14 protein-coding genes are annotated in these 14,565 nt (G+C 60.9%); 6 read left to right on the top strand and 8 right to left on the bottom strand.

Translation table 11 applies throughout. The features are described from left to right. The first annotated feature begins 52 nt into the window (after window positions 1–52). The gene (locus tag BKX96_RS01070; protein ID WP_046820489.1) at window positions 53–694 is read left to right on the top strand and encodes a helix-turn-helix transcriptional regulator; all 642 of its coding nucleotides are present in this window, start codon (window positions 53–55) and stop codon (window positions 692–694) included. A 28-nt stretch (window positions 695–722) separates the two neighbouring features. Here the strand turns inward: BKX96_RS01070 and hmpA are convergent, their stop codons facing one another. After that, window positions 723–1,904, bottom strand: coding sequence for an NO-inducible flavohemoprotein (gene hmpA / locus BKX96_RS01065; protein ID WP_077182464.1), 1,182 nt, complete (start codon window positions 1,902–1,904; stop codon window positions 723–725). A 155-nt stretch (window positions 1,905–2,059) separates the two neighbouring features. Between hmpA and norR the strand changes: the two genes are divergently transcribed. After that, on the top strand, window positions 2,060–3,610 hold the full coding sequence (norR, locus tag BKX96_RS01060) for a nitric oxide reductase transcriptional regulator NorR (RefSeq protein WP_046820491.1): 1,551 nt from the start codon (window positions 2,060–2,062) through the stop codon (window positions 3,608–3,610). A gap of 87 nt (window positions 3,611–3,697) precedes the next feature. Then, window positions 3,698–4,447, top strand: coding sequence for a YkgJ family cysteine cluster protein (locus BKX96_RS01055; protein ID WP_077182463.1), 750 nt, complete (start codon window positions 3,698–3,700; stop codon window positions 4,445–4,447). 31 nt (window positions 4,448–4,478) lie between these two features. Here BKX96_RS01055 and BKX96_RS01050 read toward each other — a convergent pair whose 3' ends face one another. After that, a complete protein-coding gene (locus tag BKX96_RS01050) occupies window positions 4,479–4,736 on the bottom strand; it encodes a hypothetical protein (protein ID WP_046820493.1) in 258 nt (85 codons plus the stop codon). Window positions 4,737–4,935: 199 nt separating this feature from the next. Between BKX96_RS01050 and BKX96_RS01045 the strand changes: the two genes are divergently transcribed. Together BKX96_RS01045 and BKX96_RS01040 are read left to right on the top strand one after the other, a co-directional pair. Next, on the top strand, window positions 4,936–5,910 hold the full coding sequence (locus BKX96_RS01045; protein WP_077182462.1) for a 2-hydroxyacid dehydrogenase: 975 nt from the start codon (window positions 4,936–4,938) through the stop codon (window positions 5,908–5,910). A gap of 182 nt (window positions 5,911–6,092) precedes the next feature. Further along, window positions 6,093–6,602 (top strand): DUF2165 domain-containing protein, encoded by a 510-nt coding sequence (locus tag BKX96_RS01040; protein WP_046820680.1) that lies wholly within the window; start codon window positions 6,093–6,095, stop codon window positions 6,600–6,602. A 12-nt stretch (window positions 6,603–6,614) separates the two neighbouring features. Here the strand turns inward: BKX96_RS01040 and BKX96_RS01035 are convergent, their stop codons facing one another. Beyond that, the gene (locus BKX96_RS01035) at window positions 6,615–7,517 is read right to left on the bottom strand and encodes a DMT family transporter (RefSeq protein ID WP_077182461.1); all 903 of its coding nucleotides are present in this window, start codon (window positions 7,515–7,517) and stop codon (window positions 6,615–6,617) included. A 138-nt stretch (window positions 7,518–7,655) separates the two neighbouring features. On the opposite strand from BKX96_RS01035, the gene BKX96_RS01030 reads away from it, so the two are divergent. Then, window positions 7,656–8,531: a helix-turn-helix domain-containing protein gene (locus tag BKX96_RS01030; RefSeq protein WP_077182460.1), complete on the top strand. Its 876-nt coding sequence runs from the start codon at window positions 7,656–7,658 to the stop codon at window positions 8,529–8,531. A gap of 70 nt (window positions 8,532–8,601) precedes the next feature. Here the strand turns inward: BKX96_RS01030 and BKX96_RS01025 are convergent, their stop codons facing one another. The 5 genes from BKX96_RS01025 to BKX96_RS01005 all read right to left on the bottom strand — a co-directional run bounded on the left by BKX96_RS01025 (window position 8,602) and on the right by BKX96_RS01005 (window position 14,503). Beyond that, a complete protein-coding gene (locus BKX96_RS01025) occupies window positions 8,602–11,028 on the bottom strand; it encodes a TonB-dependent siderophore receptor (protein ID WP_077182459.1) in 2,427 nt (808 codons plus the stop codon). A gap of 116 nt (window positions 11,029–11,144) precedes the next feature. Then, window positions 11,145–12,134, bottom strand: a complete 990-nt coding sequence (locus BKX96_RS01020) for a FecR family protein (RefSeq protein ID WP_046820498.1) — start codon at window positions 12,132–12,134, stop codon at window positions 11,145–11,147. Continuing rightward, entirely contained in the window at window positions 12,131–12,697 is a 567-nt protein-coding gene (locus BKX96_RS01015) for an RNA polymerase sigma factor (protein ID WP_077182458.1), read from the bottom strand. The genes BKX96_RS01020 and BKX96_RS01015 overlap by 4 nt, the downstream gene beginning before the upstream one ends. 233 nt (window positions 12,698–12,930) lie before the next feature. Further along, window positions 12,931–13,341, bottom strand: coding sequence for an HPF/RaiA family ribosome-associated protein (locus BKX96_RS01010; protein ID WP_046820500.1), 411 nt, complete (start codon window positions 13,339–13,341; stop codon window positions 12,931–12,933). A 214-nt stretch (window positions 13,342–13,555) separates the two neighbouring features. Continuing rightward, on the bottom strand, window positions 13,556–14,503 hold the full coding sequence (locus BKX96_RS01005; protein WP_046820501.1) for a LysR substrate-binding domain-containing protein: 948 nt from the start codon (window positions 14,501–14,503) through the stop codon (window positions 13,556–13,558). Window positions 14,504–14,565 lie beyond the last annotated feature (62 nt).

Genomic DNA, 14,565 nt, shown 5'->3' with positions numbered 1-14,565 from the left:
ACTTTCAACGCCCTGTTTTACGGGGCGCTGAAGCTGCCCGGAGCCCTACTGTATGAACGCACCTGAAAAAGAACCGGCCCTGAACGACACGTCCCTGGATAACTTCCGGGCGATTGCCGATGCCATCGCGACGTTGTTCTTTCCCCATGCCGAAGTGGTGCTGCACGACCTGCGCACGCAAAAGGTCGACTACATCGCCAACAACCTGTCGAAACGGGAAATCGGTGACGATTCAGCGCTGGAGGACATGCTCAGCGATGATGTCAGCGAACGAAATATCGGGCCGTACGAAAAGCTCAATTGGGATGGTCAGAAGATCCGCAGCCTCAGCACCGTACTGCGCGACCGCCAGGGAAACCCGCTGGCCGTGCTGTGCATCAACCTGAACATTTCGCTGTTCGAGAATGCCAAGGCCGCGCTGGATTTGTTCCTGTCGCCGACCAAAGTGATTCCGCAGCCGGATTCACTGTTCCGCGATGACTGGCAAGAACGGATCAACACCTTCCTCCACGCCTGGCTGCGCGAACGCCAGCTGAGCCTGAACCTGCTGACCCGCGATCACAAACGCGAACTGGTGCTGGCCCTGCACGCCGAAGGCGCCTTCAAGGGCAAAAGCGCCTCCAACTATGTGGCCAATGTGCTGAACATGGGGCGGGCGACGGTGTACAAGCACTTGAAGGAACTCAAGGGCTGAAACCATACCTTGCCGTCACCGGCAGTGTTTATTCCAGCGCCGCAGCCGGGCCGAAGAACTCGTAGCGGCTCTGCTTTTCAGGCACACCCAACGCCTTGAGGTGGCGCTTGATCGCCGCCATGAAACCCTTCGGTCCGAGGAAATAAGCGTCCAGGTCACGCTCTTCGGGCAACCAGGCGGCCAGTTGTTCCTGGCTCAACAGCCCGACCTTGTGGGCCGCCGGGCTGACGCCGTCATCTTCGGCATAGCAGTAGAAACGCTTGAGTTGCGGGTGACGCTCGGCCAGCCCGTCGATCCAGTCGCGGAAGGCGTGGACGCTGCCATTGCGAGCGCAGTGGATAAAGTGCACCGGCCGCTCGGTTTGCAGCGCCGCTTCCAGCATCGCCAGGGTCGGGGTGATCCCGACGCCGCCGCTGATCAGCACCAACGGCTTGTCGCTGGCGCTCAGGGTGAACTCGCCCGACGGCGGGAACAGCTGGATGCTCGCCCCTACCTGCAGTTGATCGTGCAAGTGATTGGAGGCCCGGCCACCGGTTTCACGCTTGACGCTGATGCGGTACTGGCCTTTGTTCGCCAAGGCCGACAGCGAATAGTTGCGACGAATTTCTTCGCCATCGAGGATCAGTTTCATGCCGATGTACTGGCCTGGTTCGGCTGCCAGGATCTGGCCCTTGTCGGCCGGCTCGAAATAGAACGAGGTGATTTCCGCACTTTCCTCGACCTTGGCCGTGACGATGAATTCGCGAGCCCCGCGCCAGCCGCCCGGTGCCTGCTCTTTCTGGTCGTAGATGCTTTTTTCGGCACCGATCAGGATGTCCGCCAGTTGACCGTAGGCCGCTGCCCAGGCCGCAATCACTTGCGGGGTGGCGATTTCTTCGCCCAGCACTTCGGCAATGGCACGCAACAGGCAGTTGCCGACAATCGGATAGTGCTCCGGCAGAATCTGCAGGGCCACGTGCTTGTTGATGATCTTGGCCACCAGGTCGCCCAGTTGGTCGAGCTGATCGATGTGGCGGGCATACATCAATACACCGTTAGCCAGGGCACGTGGCTGGTCGCCGGAGGCCTGGTGGGCCTGGTTGAACAGTGGACGCACTTCTGGATACTCGGAAAGCATCATGCGATAGAAGTGAGTGATCAACGCTTCGCCACCGCTCTCCAGCAGCGGCACAGTGGATTTGACGATGGTACGGTCTTGAACGCTGAGCATAAAGTAACTCCTGGGCAACGAAGGTTTTTAGCAATTACCTTATGCTTATCAGTTTCCGTGCCAACAAATAAAACCATATAAATCAGCAACTTAATAACATGGTAGTCATATCGACACAGACTGCTTTATAGTCACATCGACTACATGGAGTCACTATGACTGCAAAATCGTTGTTAACCGCCCTGCTACCGCTGGTGTCCGACCTGTCCCGCGAACTTCCTGAAGGCGAGCGCTATCGGCGCCTGCTGGAAGCCATGCGCGCCCTGCTCCCATGCGACGCGGCCGCCCTTCTGCGCCTGGATGGCGAATGGCTGGTACCGCTGGCTGTCGACGGATTGAGTACCGACACCCTCGGCCGGCGTTTCAAGGTCAGCGAACACCCGCGCTTCCAGGCCCTGCTCAGCAGCACCGGTCCCACACGCTTTGCTGCCGACAGCGACATGCCCGACCCCTATGACGGCCTGGTCGATGGCCTGGACGATCATCTGGAGGTGCACGATTGCATGGGTTGCCCTTTGTTTATCGACGAGCGGCCGTGGGGCCTGCTGACCCTCGACGCGCTCAATCCGGAACAATTCGAACCGGTCGAGCTGGATGCCCTGGAAGCCTTCGCCAGCCTCGCGGCGGCCACCGTCAATGCCGCCGAACGCATCGAGCGGTTGAACAACAGGGTCGAAGACGAACACCAGCGTGCCGAGGTGTACCGCCAGGCCAGCGGTCAGCAAAACCGCGAAATGATCGGCCAGAGCAAGGCCCATAAACGCCTGGTGGAAGAAATCAACCTGGTGGGCGGCAGCGACCTGACGGTGCTGATTACCGGGGAAACCGGGGTCGGCAAGGAACTGGTCGCCCAGGCCATCCATGCCGCCTCGCCTCGCGCCGACAAGCCGATTATCAGCCTCAACTGCGCGGCGTTGCCGGACACCCTGGTGGAAAGCGAGCTGTTCGGGCATGTCCGCGGTGCCTTCACCGGGGCGCTGAACGACCGCCGCGGCAAGTTCGAGCTGGCCAATGGCGGCACACTGTTTCTCGATGAGGTCGGCGAATTGTCACTGACGGTGCAGGCCAAATTGCTGCGCGTGCTGCAAAGCGGCCAGTTGCAGCGACTGGGTTCGGACAAGGAGCACCAGGTCGATGTGCGCCTGATCGCAGCGACCAACCGCGACCTCGCCGAGGAAGTGCGCAGTGGCCGTTACCGCGCCGACTTCTATCACCGCCTCAGCGTTTACCCGTTGCTGGTACCGGCGCTGCGGGATCGCGGACGGGATGTGCTGCTGCTCAGCGGTTACTTCCTCGAGCAGAACCGCTCGCGCATGGGCCTCAACAGCCTGCGCCTGAGCACCGACGCCCAGGCGGCGTTGCTGGCCTACGGTTGGCCCGGCAACGTGCGCGAGCTGGAACACCTGATCGGGCGCAGTGCGTTGAAGGCGTTGGGTAACTGCAAGGAACGGCCGAAGATCCTCAGCTTGAATGCCGCCGACCTCGACCTGCCCCATGCCAATGTCGAAGTCAGCGCCGAGCAACCCGCCGAAGTGGCCATGGAAACGGTGACCGGCGATTTGCGCGAAGCCACCGAGCGTTACCAGCGCCAATTGATCGGCGCCTGCCTGGAACGCCACCACCACAACTGGGCGAGCGCGGCCCGGGAGCTGGGCCTGGACCGGGCCAATCTCGGGCGGATGGCCAAGCGACTGGGGATGAAATAGCACCGTGGCGTATAACTTGCTTCGAGAGCAACCTTCGCGGCGGCATTCTGTCGCCGCTTTCTGCCCTCGGATGCGACTGGCTGCTCAATGAATACAACGTTTTCCTGCGTAGGCTGCGGTAAATGCTGCAATGACCACCATGTGCCCTTGACCCTGTCCGAAGCCCGGATGTGGGCGGCCGACGGTGGTCAGGTGATCGTGCTGGTGGAAGCTTTCCTGAGCAATGGCCTGGGCTTGACGGCGCAGCAACGCGAACACGCCGAACCGCGCTCGGCGCTGGTGCGCAGCGGCGCCAGCGAGGCTTACGTGGCCATCACTTTTGCCGCCTACAGCACCGGAGCCTGCCGCCATCTGGACCAGGACAACCTGTGCCGCATCTACGAACGCCGGCCGCTGGTGTGCCGTATCTATCCGATGGAGATCAATCCGCACATCCCCCTGGACATCGCCGCCAAGGAATGCCCGCCGCAATCGTGGGAAACAGGGCCACAGCTGATCGTGGGTGGCCAACTGGTGGACCCGGAACTGGCGCAACTGATCCAACGCTCTCGCCAGGCGGATCGCGATGATATCCAAACCAAGGACGCGATTTGCGCGTTGTTGGGGATTCGAACGACTGCCCTTAAGGGCGACGGGTTTACCGCTTATCTGCCGGACATGACCGAGTTCGCGACGATCATCGACGAACTGACCGGGCAAACGTTACCGGTTTGGGAAAGCGAATGGCAGTTTCATGTGTCGGGGGACGATGTCGCCGGGCCCCTGCTGGCAGCGGGCACGCAGGTGGTGACCGAGCCATCCGCTGACTACGCGTTTATTTCATTGCGGGCCGCTTGATTCGAGGAAGGCCCGCTGGAAAAACCTGAAACTAACGCTTGCCCATCGAACGGCGAGTTCCCGGAGGCGCCATCCCCGGCGTCTTGGTGTGACCATTCTTGGCGCCATTCTTGTACCAAGGCTGGCTGGCGTCCTTGGTGGCCTGCAGCTCGCCCGGCTTGAACGGGAACTTGAACGCCGGGATCGCGGGTTTGGTCTCGCTGTCAGCGCTGGAGTCGACGCTGTCTGGCAGCTCGGCCTGTTCGTCGGCCAAGGCTTCGGCTACCGGCGGTTGTTTCGGGGAAGTCATGAAAAGCTCCGGGTGATGCACACTGTGTCGGGCCCGGTCAGCGAGCCGCGAAAGTCGCCAGTATAACGGAATGACCGCTATAAGCCTCAAGCTGCAAGCTTCAAGTTAAAAGCGCTGGGGATAGCTTTTAACTTGCGGCTTGACGCTCGAAGCTTGTAGCTTTCCAACCATTCTCCTGCGCCCGACGAGCCCTGTACCCATGAAAAAAACTGTCCTCGCCTTCAGCCGTGTCACGCCAGAAATGGTGGAGCGCCTGCAACAAGACTTCGACGTCATCGTACCGAACCCGAAAAAGGGTGATATCAGCGCCCAGTTCAACGAAGCCCTGCCCCATGCCCACGGTTTGATCGGGGTCGGCCGCAAGCTCGGTCGCGCACAACTGGAAAGCGCCGCCCGCCTGGAAGTCGTGTCCAGCGTCTCGGTGGGGTATGACAACTATGACGTGGCCTATTTCAACGAGCGCGGGATCATGCTCACCAACACGCCGGACGTGCTCACCGAAAGCACGGCCGACCTGGCCTTCGCCTTGTTGATGAGCAGCGCGCGCCGCGTCGCCGAGCTCGACGCCTGGACCAAGGCAGGCCAATGGCAAGCCAGCGTCGGCACCCCGCTGTTCGGTTGCGATGTTCACGGCAAGACCCTGGGCATCGTCGGCATGGGCAATATCGGCGCGGCCATCGCGCGTCGGGGTCGCCTGGGTTTCAACATGCCGGTCATCTACAGCGGCAACAGCCGCAAGACCGAGCTGGAGCAAGAACTCGGCGCGCAGATGCGCAGCCTCGACGAATTGCTGGCTGAAGCCGACTTCGTCGTCCTTGTGGTCCCGCTCAGCGAGAAAACCAGGCACCTGATCAGCCATCGCGAATTGGCACTGATGAAGCCAAGCGCCATCCTGGTGAACATTTCCCGTGGTCCGGTGGTCGACGAGCCGGCACTGATCGAGGCACTGCAAAACAACCGCATCCGAGGCGCCGGGCTGGATGTGTACGAAAAAGAACCGCTGGCTGAATCACCCCTGTTTCAATTGAAAAACGCCGTGACCTTGCCGCATATCGGCTCGGCCACCCATGAAACCCGCGACGCCATGGCCAACCGTGCCCTTGCGAACCTGCGCAGTGCCTTGCTGGGTGAGCGCCCACAAGACTTGGTCAACCCTCAGGTATGGAAAGGCTGACTGAACAATGGCACGTCTGGCTGGACGTGCCACTTCCCACAACTTTAAACCACCCGCTTACTTGCAATTGAGAAAGAAGAGACGACACAACTTGCAATGCAGTCTCCCTCTGAATTCACCTGAACAGCTATAAACTCCGAGCAATTACAAGAGCACCCAATATGCACTCGGAGAATACCCCCATGAATAAATTCACCACCGCCTGCGTGATAAGGCGGAGCAAAGTACTGATTGTCTTTACAGCGGCATTATTCGGACTGGTGACACTCGTTAACAATGTCACCGACTATGCGGCATACGCCGACTATATCGGGCGCATCATCAGCATGAGCAACACCGAGGGCAACGACTCCCGGCGCTACAGGGCAATCCACTCCACCATGTTTCATCATCGCTTTTACTGGGCGATTATTTCCCTGGAGACCATTTACACTCTCAGCTGCCTGGTGGGAGCTTATTTGCTCTATCGAAAAGTCGATGCACCACGTAAAGAGTTTCACAATGCAAAAAAATTCGCGATAGCGGGGCTCGCAACAGGCATTATTGTTTATCAAATTTTATACGTCATCATACTCAATGAGTGGTTTGACATGGAGTACTCTGCTCAACGAAATGCCAATGATTGGGCACAAAGAAACATTGAATACATGTTTCTCGGCTTGATCTATCTCACCGCCGCAAAAGACGACTGAGCAACCTGCTGCTCAGGCCAGCTTCCCCGCCACCGGTTTGGCGCTAACCCTGGGTTTGCGAAACACCAGCACGTTGCCCAGCATGACCATCACCAGGCCCATCAACGCCGGGGGAGTCCATTGGTAGCCCTCGGCAACTGCCGAGACGTTCAGCGCCACCACCGGAAACAGGACGGTGCAATAGGCTGCGCGTTCGGGGCCCATGCGCCCGACCAGCGTCAGGTAGGCCGTGAAACCAATGACCGATCCGGGGATTACCAGGTACAACAGCGAACCGATGTAGCGTGCGCTCCATTCCATGTCGAATGGAACGCCCTTGACCAGGCACCACACCAACAACATCGCCGCGCCGTAGGCCATGCCCCAGGCATTGGTCGTCAGCGGCTTGAGCCCGGCCTTTTGCTGCAGGCTCGACAACATGTTCCCCGCCGAGAAACACAAGGTGCCGCACAAGGCCAGGCCCAGGCCGAGCAAGGTCTGCGGACTGGCGGTGTGCCCGACCAGCTCGGGCCAGAACAACAGGCCAAGGCCGAGCAAGCCCAGCGCGCCGCCCATCAGCACGTTACGGGCAATTTTCTGGCAGAAGAACACCCGCGCATTCAGCGCATTCCACAACGTGGCCGTGGAAAACACCACGGCGACCAGGCCGCTGGGGATCCACTGGCTGGCGGTCAGGAAACACATGAAGTTGACACAGAACAGGCACAAGCCCTGGGCCAGGCAAATCAGATGCCCGCGACGGTTCATCACTTGCAGGCGTCGGCTGAGCAGGAGGATCGCGAACAGCACCAACGCCGCCAGGCCAAAGCGATAGACAATGGACACGGGAATCGCCACCACGCCCAGTTGCCATTTCAGGGCAATCCAGGTGGTGCCCCAGACCAGCACAGTCAGCAGGTACAACGACAGGTTCATGGCAATGGCTCCTCGGTAGGTGCCCAGTGTCCTGCGCCGCGCTACATCGCACTTGCATAATCTTGCGCTTTTGTCTGGCGACGGGCTGGCAGGTGGACGCCCACGGAGTAGGATGCAAGGCGTTGGAGAGAAACGATCATGCCCGCACTGGAAACCCTGCAAGTCTTTCAAGCCCTCAACCGCTCGCCCAATGCTCGCCTGGAGCACAGCGCCGAGCTCGGTGACGGCTTGGCTGCAGCCTTGTGGAACAACCACCACGATGCCCAGGACTACGAAGCACCGAGCCACCACACGCTTTCCTGCTACATCGCCGGCGGCACCGGGACCTTCCGGCGCGACCAGCCCGGCACCAAAGGCGGCCCGGACAAGCTGTGCATCCTGCCGGCCGACCATCAGTCAGGCTGGGTGATCAATGGCGACATTCGCCTGGCGCACCTGTATTTCAGCCCCGAACAATTTGCCCTTGGCTGTGTCACCCTGCTCGACCGCGAACCAAGGCAATTGCAGTTGCGCGAGCAAACGTTTCTGGATGACCCGCAACAGGCGCTGCGCTTTCGGCAGTTGATCAGCCTAAATTGGGACGAACCGGGAGAGCGTCTGCTCACCAGCAGCCTGGCCCATGAAATGCTCGCCCACGCCCTGTTCAGCCAGGTCAGCCTGCGCCCCGGCCTGCGCCTCAAGGGCGGCCTGGCCGCGCATCAGCGCCGGCGTCTGGTGGAGTTCATCGACAGCCAGTTGGCCGAAGCCATCAGCCTGGGACAATTGGCGGCACTGTGCGCACTGTCGGAATACCACTTTGCGCGGATGTTCCGTGAGAGTTTCGGCTTGCCGCCCCATCAGTATGTACTGGCGCGACGCCTGAACCGGGCGCGGGAGTTGCTGCGCTCGACATCGCAACCCTTGGGCGAGATTGCCCTGGCCTGCGGGTTCGCCAGTGCCAGTCACTTTACCAACCGGTTTCGCCAGGCCCTGGGTGGGACGCCCGGGGAGTATCGACAGGCGTTTTTGCGCTGACATCAGGATTTGCGGTGCCTGTCAGGCCGCCATCGCGAACAGGCTCGCTCCCACAGGACAGAGTCTTTGATCAGAACTCCAGGGTGCTCGACAACGTCACCTGCCGCGAATCCCCCATCGACACAAAGAACCGGCTTGCCGCCGAGGTGTAGTAGGTGCGGTCCAACAGGTTCTTCACGTTGAGCTGAAATTTGACCCGCTGCCCGTCGAGCTGGGTGTCGTAGGTGGCAAAGGCATCGGCGACGGTATAGCTCGGCAGGTCGAAATCATTCACGGCATTGCCCGCTCGCTCCCCGACATAACGCGCGCCAGCGCCAACCCGCAGCTGATCGCCGCCGATGACATGGCCGAAATCGTACACCGCCGACAGCGAGCCGCTGTTTTTGGCCACGTTCTGCAACTGCTTGCCCTTGTAGACCGGGTCTTCGGTCACTTCGGCATCGGTGTAGGCGTAGCTGCCGATCATGCTCCAGCGGTCGCTGAGCTGGCCGCTCAAATCCACCTCCAGGCCACGGGAACGCACCTCACCCGCCGCGCTGTAGAGGGTCACCGGGCCTTCGGAATTGGCCACCAGGACGTTGCGCTTCTTGATATCGAACAGCGCAATGTTGCCCGTTACGCGGCCCGGCATTTCCAGCCTGGCCCCCACTTCCCACGACTTGGCTTCTTCCGGCGCAATGCTGCCGTCGAGCACCGTGCTGCTGCCGCTCAATGGCGCAATGGTCGAGTTGGGCTTGAACGATTCGGTGTAGCTGCCATAGAACGACAGCTCATCGGTGTAGCGGTAGACCAGTCCGGCGCGCGGCACCCATTTCTGCCCGTTGCTGTCGGTGTTGGCCTTGAACGGCTCGCCCTTGCCGGCGTACTGGTCGTATTCCTGGAAACGTGCGCCAGCCACCAGGATCCATTGGTGGTTGAGGTGAATCGAGTCCTGCATGAACACCGAATCGCTGCGCAGTATGTCGGTCTGGGCACTGTCGGCGGGGCTGACCGTAGTGCCTGGCACTTCGCGGCCGTACACCGGGTCGAGGTAGCTGAAGGTGGTCAGGCTCTTTTGCCGGATCAGGTCGGCGCGGTAGATCTTGCGGTATTCGTCATCGATCCCCAGCACCAGGTCATGTTGCATGCCGCCGACATCGACCTGGCCTTCGAGGCTGGCGGTGGTGAAACGGTCGGTGCTGATAGCATTCTGCGTGCCGTCCATGCTGCGCGTCAGCGTGCCGTCGCGGGTGTCGATGGCGGTCACGCGTACTTGGCTGGCGTCATAGGTTTCGCGATTCCAGCTGTAGCCAAAATGGGCTTTCCAGTTGTCGTTGAGGTCGTGGTCGGCCTTGAAGCGATACAGGTCGGAGCGCCCTTCCATGTTGTTGAACGGTTCGTCGAGCCGACGCTCCCGGGAGATGTCCAGCGGATGGTTGTCCCGCGGATCGATCACCGTGCCACGGTCGAACGGGGTGAGGAATTCCCGGTGTTCATAGGCGAACAGCAGCTGGGTGCTTTCACCGAACCAGGCCAGCGACGGCGCCACCAGGCTTTCGCGATGCACACCGTAGTTACGCCAGTAATCTTCGTCTTCGTGGTCCAGCACCATACGGTAGGCGAACCCGGAATCGCCCAGGGCGCCCGTGCTGTCAAAGGTACCGCCGCTGCCGTTCTTGCCTTCGCCATAGGTCGAGCCACGCAGGGTCAGGGCGTTGTACGGATCGAGCTCGGGCTGCTTGCTGACCATGTTCACCACCCCGCCCGGGTCCTGAATGCCGTAGAGCAACGAGGCCGGCCCCTTGAGCACTTCGACCCGGTCGACCGTCGCGTTCATGCCTCGCCCCTGTACCACCGGCATGCCGTCGCGCATGATCGAGCCGTTGCGGTTATCGCCGAAACCGCGGGTCATCACCGAATCCTGGGTACTGCCCAGCGTGTTGCCCTGGGTGATGCCGCTGACGTTCGCCAGCGCATCATCGAGATTGCGCGGCGCCTGGTCGCGAATGACCTGTGCCGGGACGACGTTGACCGTCTGGGGAATTTCCTGGAGCGGCGTCGAGGCGCGCATCACCGAGCTGATGGGCGGCGGCTGGTAACTGGTGGACTGATCCATCTGCGAGGTGATGGTGGTGGCGCCCAGGTTCAACGCGCCCTCGGTCGGTAGGGGCTCCAGGGCCATGGTGTGGCCATCGATGCGGCGGAAGGTCAAGCCAGAACCGCTGAGCAAGCGCTGCAGGGCCTGTTCGGCGCTCAACTGGCCGTCGACTGCCGGAGCATTCAGGGCATAGGGCGCTTCATCGGTGTAGACCACGCTGATGCCGGTGACGTGACTGAAGTCGCTCAGGGCCTGGGGCAGTGGTTTGGCGACCATCGAAAAGCTGAACAGCGAACTTTGCCCGGGGCTGGCCTGCGCAGCCATCGCCCCATTCAGCGGCAGCAGCGCCAACGCCGCGAAGCTCAACGCAGAGACACCCAACCACTGTTTGACCGAACCCGATATTGCCCTGGACTTCATGACTCATGACCTGTGTAGAACCGCAACGGATGCGAATGACTCGCAGTTTCAGTCACTACACGAATGGCGTTCGGGTTTACCTCAGCAGAAAGTTGAAAATATTTTCCTGATGTCTCTCAGCGCAAAATGATCAGACGTCCCAGAACCTGATGCTGCTCAAAGCCCAACACGCCCTGTAACGAACTCAACACCGCCTGCGGGTCCTTGCTCGCAAAGCTGCCACTGACCTTGCGCCGGGCCAACTCATCGTTGAGCAACACGATTCGCCCCGGGTAATACCTGCGCAGATCCTCCACCACATCGGCGACTGTCGCCTTGTAGTAATTGAGCCACCCCTGGCGCCACGCCAACTGCGCTTGGCTGTCCACCGCGTGGAGCTTTTGCGCCGTGCCTTCGCCATAGGCCACTTGCTGGCCGGCCGTGAGGATTTGCTGATCCGCATTCTTGTCCGCCTTCACGCCAACCCGTCCAGACAAGACCGTCACCTGCGCCCCATGGGGTTGCAGGCGCACCTCGAACTGGGTGCCGAGCACCCGCGCCTGGCCCTTCTCGGCGTCGACCACAAAGGGTTCGCCGTTATGGGTCACGCTGAAAAATCCGGCGCCGCGACGCACCTGCACGTGCCGCTCGCCACGGCTGAAATCCACGGCAATCGCACTGTCGGCATCCAGGGTGACCTGCGATTGGTCAGCCAGGGTGACGGTGCGGATTTGCCCCGGTGCCGAGACATAATCGGCGCCCAGGTCATCGAACCAGCGCGCAGGCTGCCAGCCGCTGCCGAGGCTGATCATCAGCAGCAGGCAAGCCGCCATGGCCAGCGCACCGGACCAACGCCCGACGCTGCTGCGGCGTGAGCGATTCATCGCGTTGAGATAACCCTGCAGCGCCAGCGCGTCCTCATCAGCAAGTGCGCGCGCCGGCACTTCGCTCAACTCCCACAGCACTTGCGCACGGGCGTAAGCCTCGGCATGGGCCGGGTCGGCCTGCAACCACTGGCTGAAGGTGGCCTGGTCAGCGCTGCTGGGCTGGTCATGCAACAGGCTCAGCCAGGCCAGCGCCTGCTGTTCCTGAGCGGGCGTCGGCATGACGCGTTCGATACTATTCACTGTGCTTTCCCTGGCGTGCGCGCGTCGGGCTCCCGCAGGCTGGCCTTGCAGGCCTCGAGCGCGCGCATCATATGTTTTTCCACGGCACTTTGAGACAGGCCCATGGCCTTGGCGATCTCGGCGTATTTGCGGCCATGGATGCGGTTGAGCAGGAAGATCTGCCGCGTGCGCTCGGGCAACGCGCGCAACGCCGCTTCGACGTGGCGCAGATCGTTGCCCGCCTCCAGCGCCGCTTGTGGCTCGCTACCGACGCTAAGCGCCGGCTCCGCCATCAAGCCTTCGTTGGCCCGCACCCGCGTGCCTTCACTGCGCAGGTGGTCGATGGCGATGTTGCCGGCGCAGCGCAACAGGTAGGTGCTGAGTTCTTCCACTTGCACCAGAGGGCGGCGCCAGAACCGCAGGAACAAATCCTGCACCAGGTCCGCCGCCGTTGCCCGGCAACCGACGCGACGGTTTACCAGCGCTTCCATCTGCGAACGCTGGGAAAGAAACACCTGGAGAAAGTGCGCTCGGTCGCCGCGTGGTTCGGCGTGCTGGATATCGTCAGATTCAGGGGAAGTCATCGCTCAGTACTGCGCCATGGCGGCAATCGGGCTGGCCAACAGGCTCAAACCGGCCAGCGTCAATGTGAAGCCGCATGAACGTCACGGGGCCAGCAAGGTGCAATACTAATGATAAATATTCTCATACGCAAAGCTATCGGATGAGATCGGGTTCCAATGAGAGGGCTTTAAAAGCAAAACGGGCCTGCAATGCAGGCCCGTTTTCTGTGGGAAGGTAAAAAGTGAATCAGGCGTCAGCCGTTTTGCGCAGCCTGTTCGTTTTCAAGAAACTCTTCTTCCAGTAGCACATCGGCGTGAGCCCTGCGCTCGAACGGCACCACAGCGGCTCGTGGTTTGCCTCGCAATTTGCCGAACAGGTGTTCCAGCGCATGCTCGAGTTTCTCGGCGGCTCCGTCGATCGCCAGTTCCAGGCTGGCAGCTTTATGGGTGACAGAAATCGGTTGGTGGCCTTTTGGCCGCGCTTCCAGCTGGCAGCGCATATCGTGGGGACCAGGCTTGTCGCCGTTCTCGTCCCGCAGGTGAACCTCGACGCGTGTCAGGTCCTCTTCGTAGCGTTCGAGCGTGCTCTCAATGGTAGTACGTACCCACTCCTCCAGTCGTTTACTGCCTTGAATATGGTTATCGCTATTGACTTGGATTTGCATAGTTCATCCCTTATTTCAGCTAGCTCGCGAGAGGCCGGTCAGCTAAGCCCTTGGGCGTCATCACCGTGACCTCTTGGTTACACAATCGGTCTGTACGATGAACAATTCAACCCCTAAAAAAAGATAAATATCTATTCGCAAAAAAAGCCGGACAACCGGCAAAAGCGCTGTTAAGGTCGGGAGTTGGGTCGCCCCGCTCTTATCTGATAATTACTCACATCTGCCCCTCCGACAGCGGGTGCAAGCCGCGAAAAATCCCCGCCTCCTCCACCAGCCAGTCATGCACCGCACGCACGCCCGGATGGCTCAATGCCCCCGGCGCATAGAGCACCATGTAGCGCTTGTGATTAGGCACCGCCAGGCCGAACGGCACGATCAATGCGCCCCGTTCCAGCTCGTCGTTGAGCAGCGTACGTCGCGCGATCGCCACGCCCATCCCGGCAATGGCCGCTTCGATGGTCAGGTGATTGCGATTGAAGGTATGCCCGCGCCGCACATCCGCCCCCTCAAAGCCAATGGCATCGAGATAGAACTCCCACTCCGCATATTCGTAGCTGCCGCGCCAGGCGGTGATGTCATGCAACAGCGGAAAATGCAGCAGGTCCGCCGGGCCATGCAGCGGTGGGCGACCGCGCAACAGGCCGGGGGCACAGACCGGGAAAATCTGCTCGTCGAGCAGGGCTGTGGATAACAGGCCCGGGTAGCTGCCGTCGTTGAGGTCGATGGCCAGGTCGAAATCACCTTCATGCAACGGCACGCTGCTGTCCTCGGCCACCAGGCGCAGCTGAATGTCCGGAAACCGCTGCTGCAAGCGCGGCAGTCGCGGCGTGAGCCATTTGCTCAGGAAGGAAGGGATCGAACGCACTCGCAGCGTGCCGCTGATCATGCCCGCGTCCAGCCGGCGCAACTCCGCATCGATGCTGCCGTAGGCCTCGTTGACCGTAATGGCCAGGCGCTGGCCTTCGGCGCTCAGCTCCACGCCCCGGGCACGCCGGTGAAACAGACGAAAACCCAGGCGCTCCTCCAGTTGCCGAATCTGCTGGCTGACCGCCCCTGGGGTGATGTGCAGCTCTTCGGCGCAACGGGTGAACGACAAGTGCCGTGCGGCACAGGAAAACACCTGCAGCCAAACGTATGTCTGGGCGTGTAATTGACGGCTCATCGTTTAGTCCTGCTAAAGGCTCTCTTAGGAAGTTTCGTTGGTCACTCAAGACCGAGGCAGGC

The sequence above is a fragment of the Pseudomonas putida genome, assembly GCF_001976065.1.
GTDB lineage: Bacteria > Pseudomonadota > Gammaproteobacteria > Pseudomonadales > Pseudomonadaceae > Aquipseudomonas > Aquipseudomonas serbica.
This window is presented reverse-complemented; position numbering and strand designations above follow the sequence as displayed.

Excerpts from the sequence above, each read along its gene's own strand:
- BKX96_RS01070 (WP_046820489.1), top strand. The coding sequence starts at position 53 with ATGAACGCACCTGAAAAAGAACCGGCCCTGAACGACACGTCCCTGGAT.
- hmpA (WP_077182464.1), bottom strand. The coding sequence starts at position 1,904 with ATGCTCAGCGTTCAAGACCGTACCATCGTCAAATCCACTGTGCCGCTG.
- norR (WP_046820491.1), top strand. The coding sequence starts at position 2,060 with ATGACTGCAAAATCGTTGTTAACCGCCCTGCTACCGCTGGTGTCCGAC.
- BKX96_RS01055 (WP_077182463.1), top strand. The coding sequence starts at position 3,698 with ATGAATACAACGTTTTCCTGCGTAGGCTGCGGTAAATGCTGCAATGAC.
- BKX96_RS01050 (WP_046820493.1), bottom strand. The coding sequence starts at position 4,736 with ATGACTTCCCCGAAACAACCGCCGGTAGCCGAAGCCTTGGCCGACGAA.
- BKX96_RS01045 (WP_077182462.1), top strand. The coding sequence starts at position 4,936 with ATGAAAAAAACTGTCCTCGCCTTCAGCCGTGTCACGCCAGAAATGGTG.
- BKX96_RS01040 (WP_046820680.1), top strand. The coding sequence starts at position 6,093 with ATGAATAAATTCACCACCGCCTGCGTGATAAGGCGGAGCAAAGTACTG.
- BKX96_RS01035 (WP_077182461.1), bottom strand. The coding sequence starts at position 7,517 with ATGAACCTGTCGTTGTACCTGCTGACTGTGCTGGTCTGGGGCACCACC.
- BKX96_RS01030 (WP_077182460.1), top strand. The coding sequence starts at position 7,656 with ATGCCCGCACTGGAAACCCTGCAAGTCTTTCAAGCCCTCAACCGCTCG.
- BKX96_RS01025 (WP_077182459.1), bottom strand. The coding sequence starts at position 11,028 with ATGAAGTCCAGGGCAATATCGGGTTCGGTCAAACAGTGGTTGGGTGTC.
- BKX96_RS01015 (WP_077182458.1), bottom strand. The coding sequence starts at position 12,697 with ATGACTTCCCCTGAATCTGACGATATCCAGCACGCCGAACCACGCGGC.
- BKX96_RS01010 (WP_046820500.1), bottom strand. The coding sequence starts at position 13,341 with ATGCAAATCCAAGTCAATAGCGATAACCATATTCAAGGCAGTAAACGA.
- BKX96_RS01005 (WP_046820501.1), bottom strand. The coding sequence starts at position 14,503 with ATGAGCCGTCAATTACACGCCCAGACATACGTTTGGCTGCAGGTGTTT.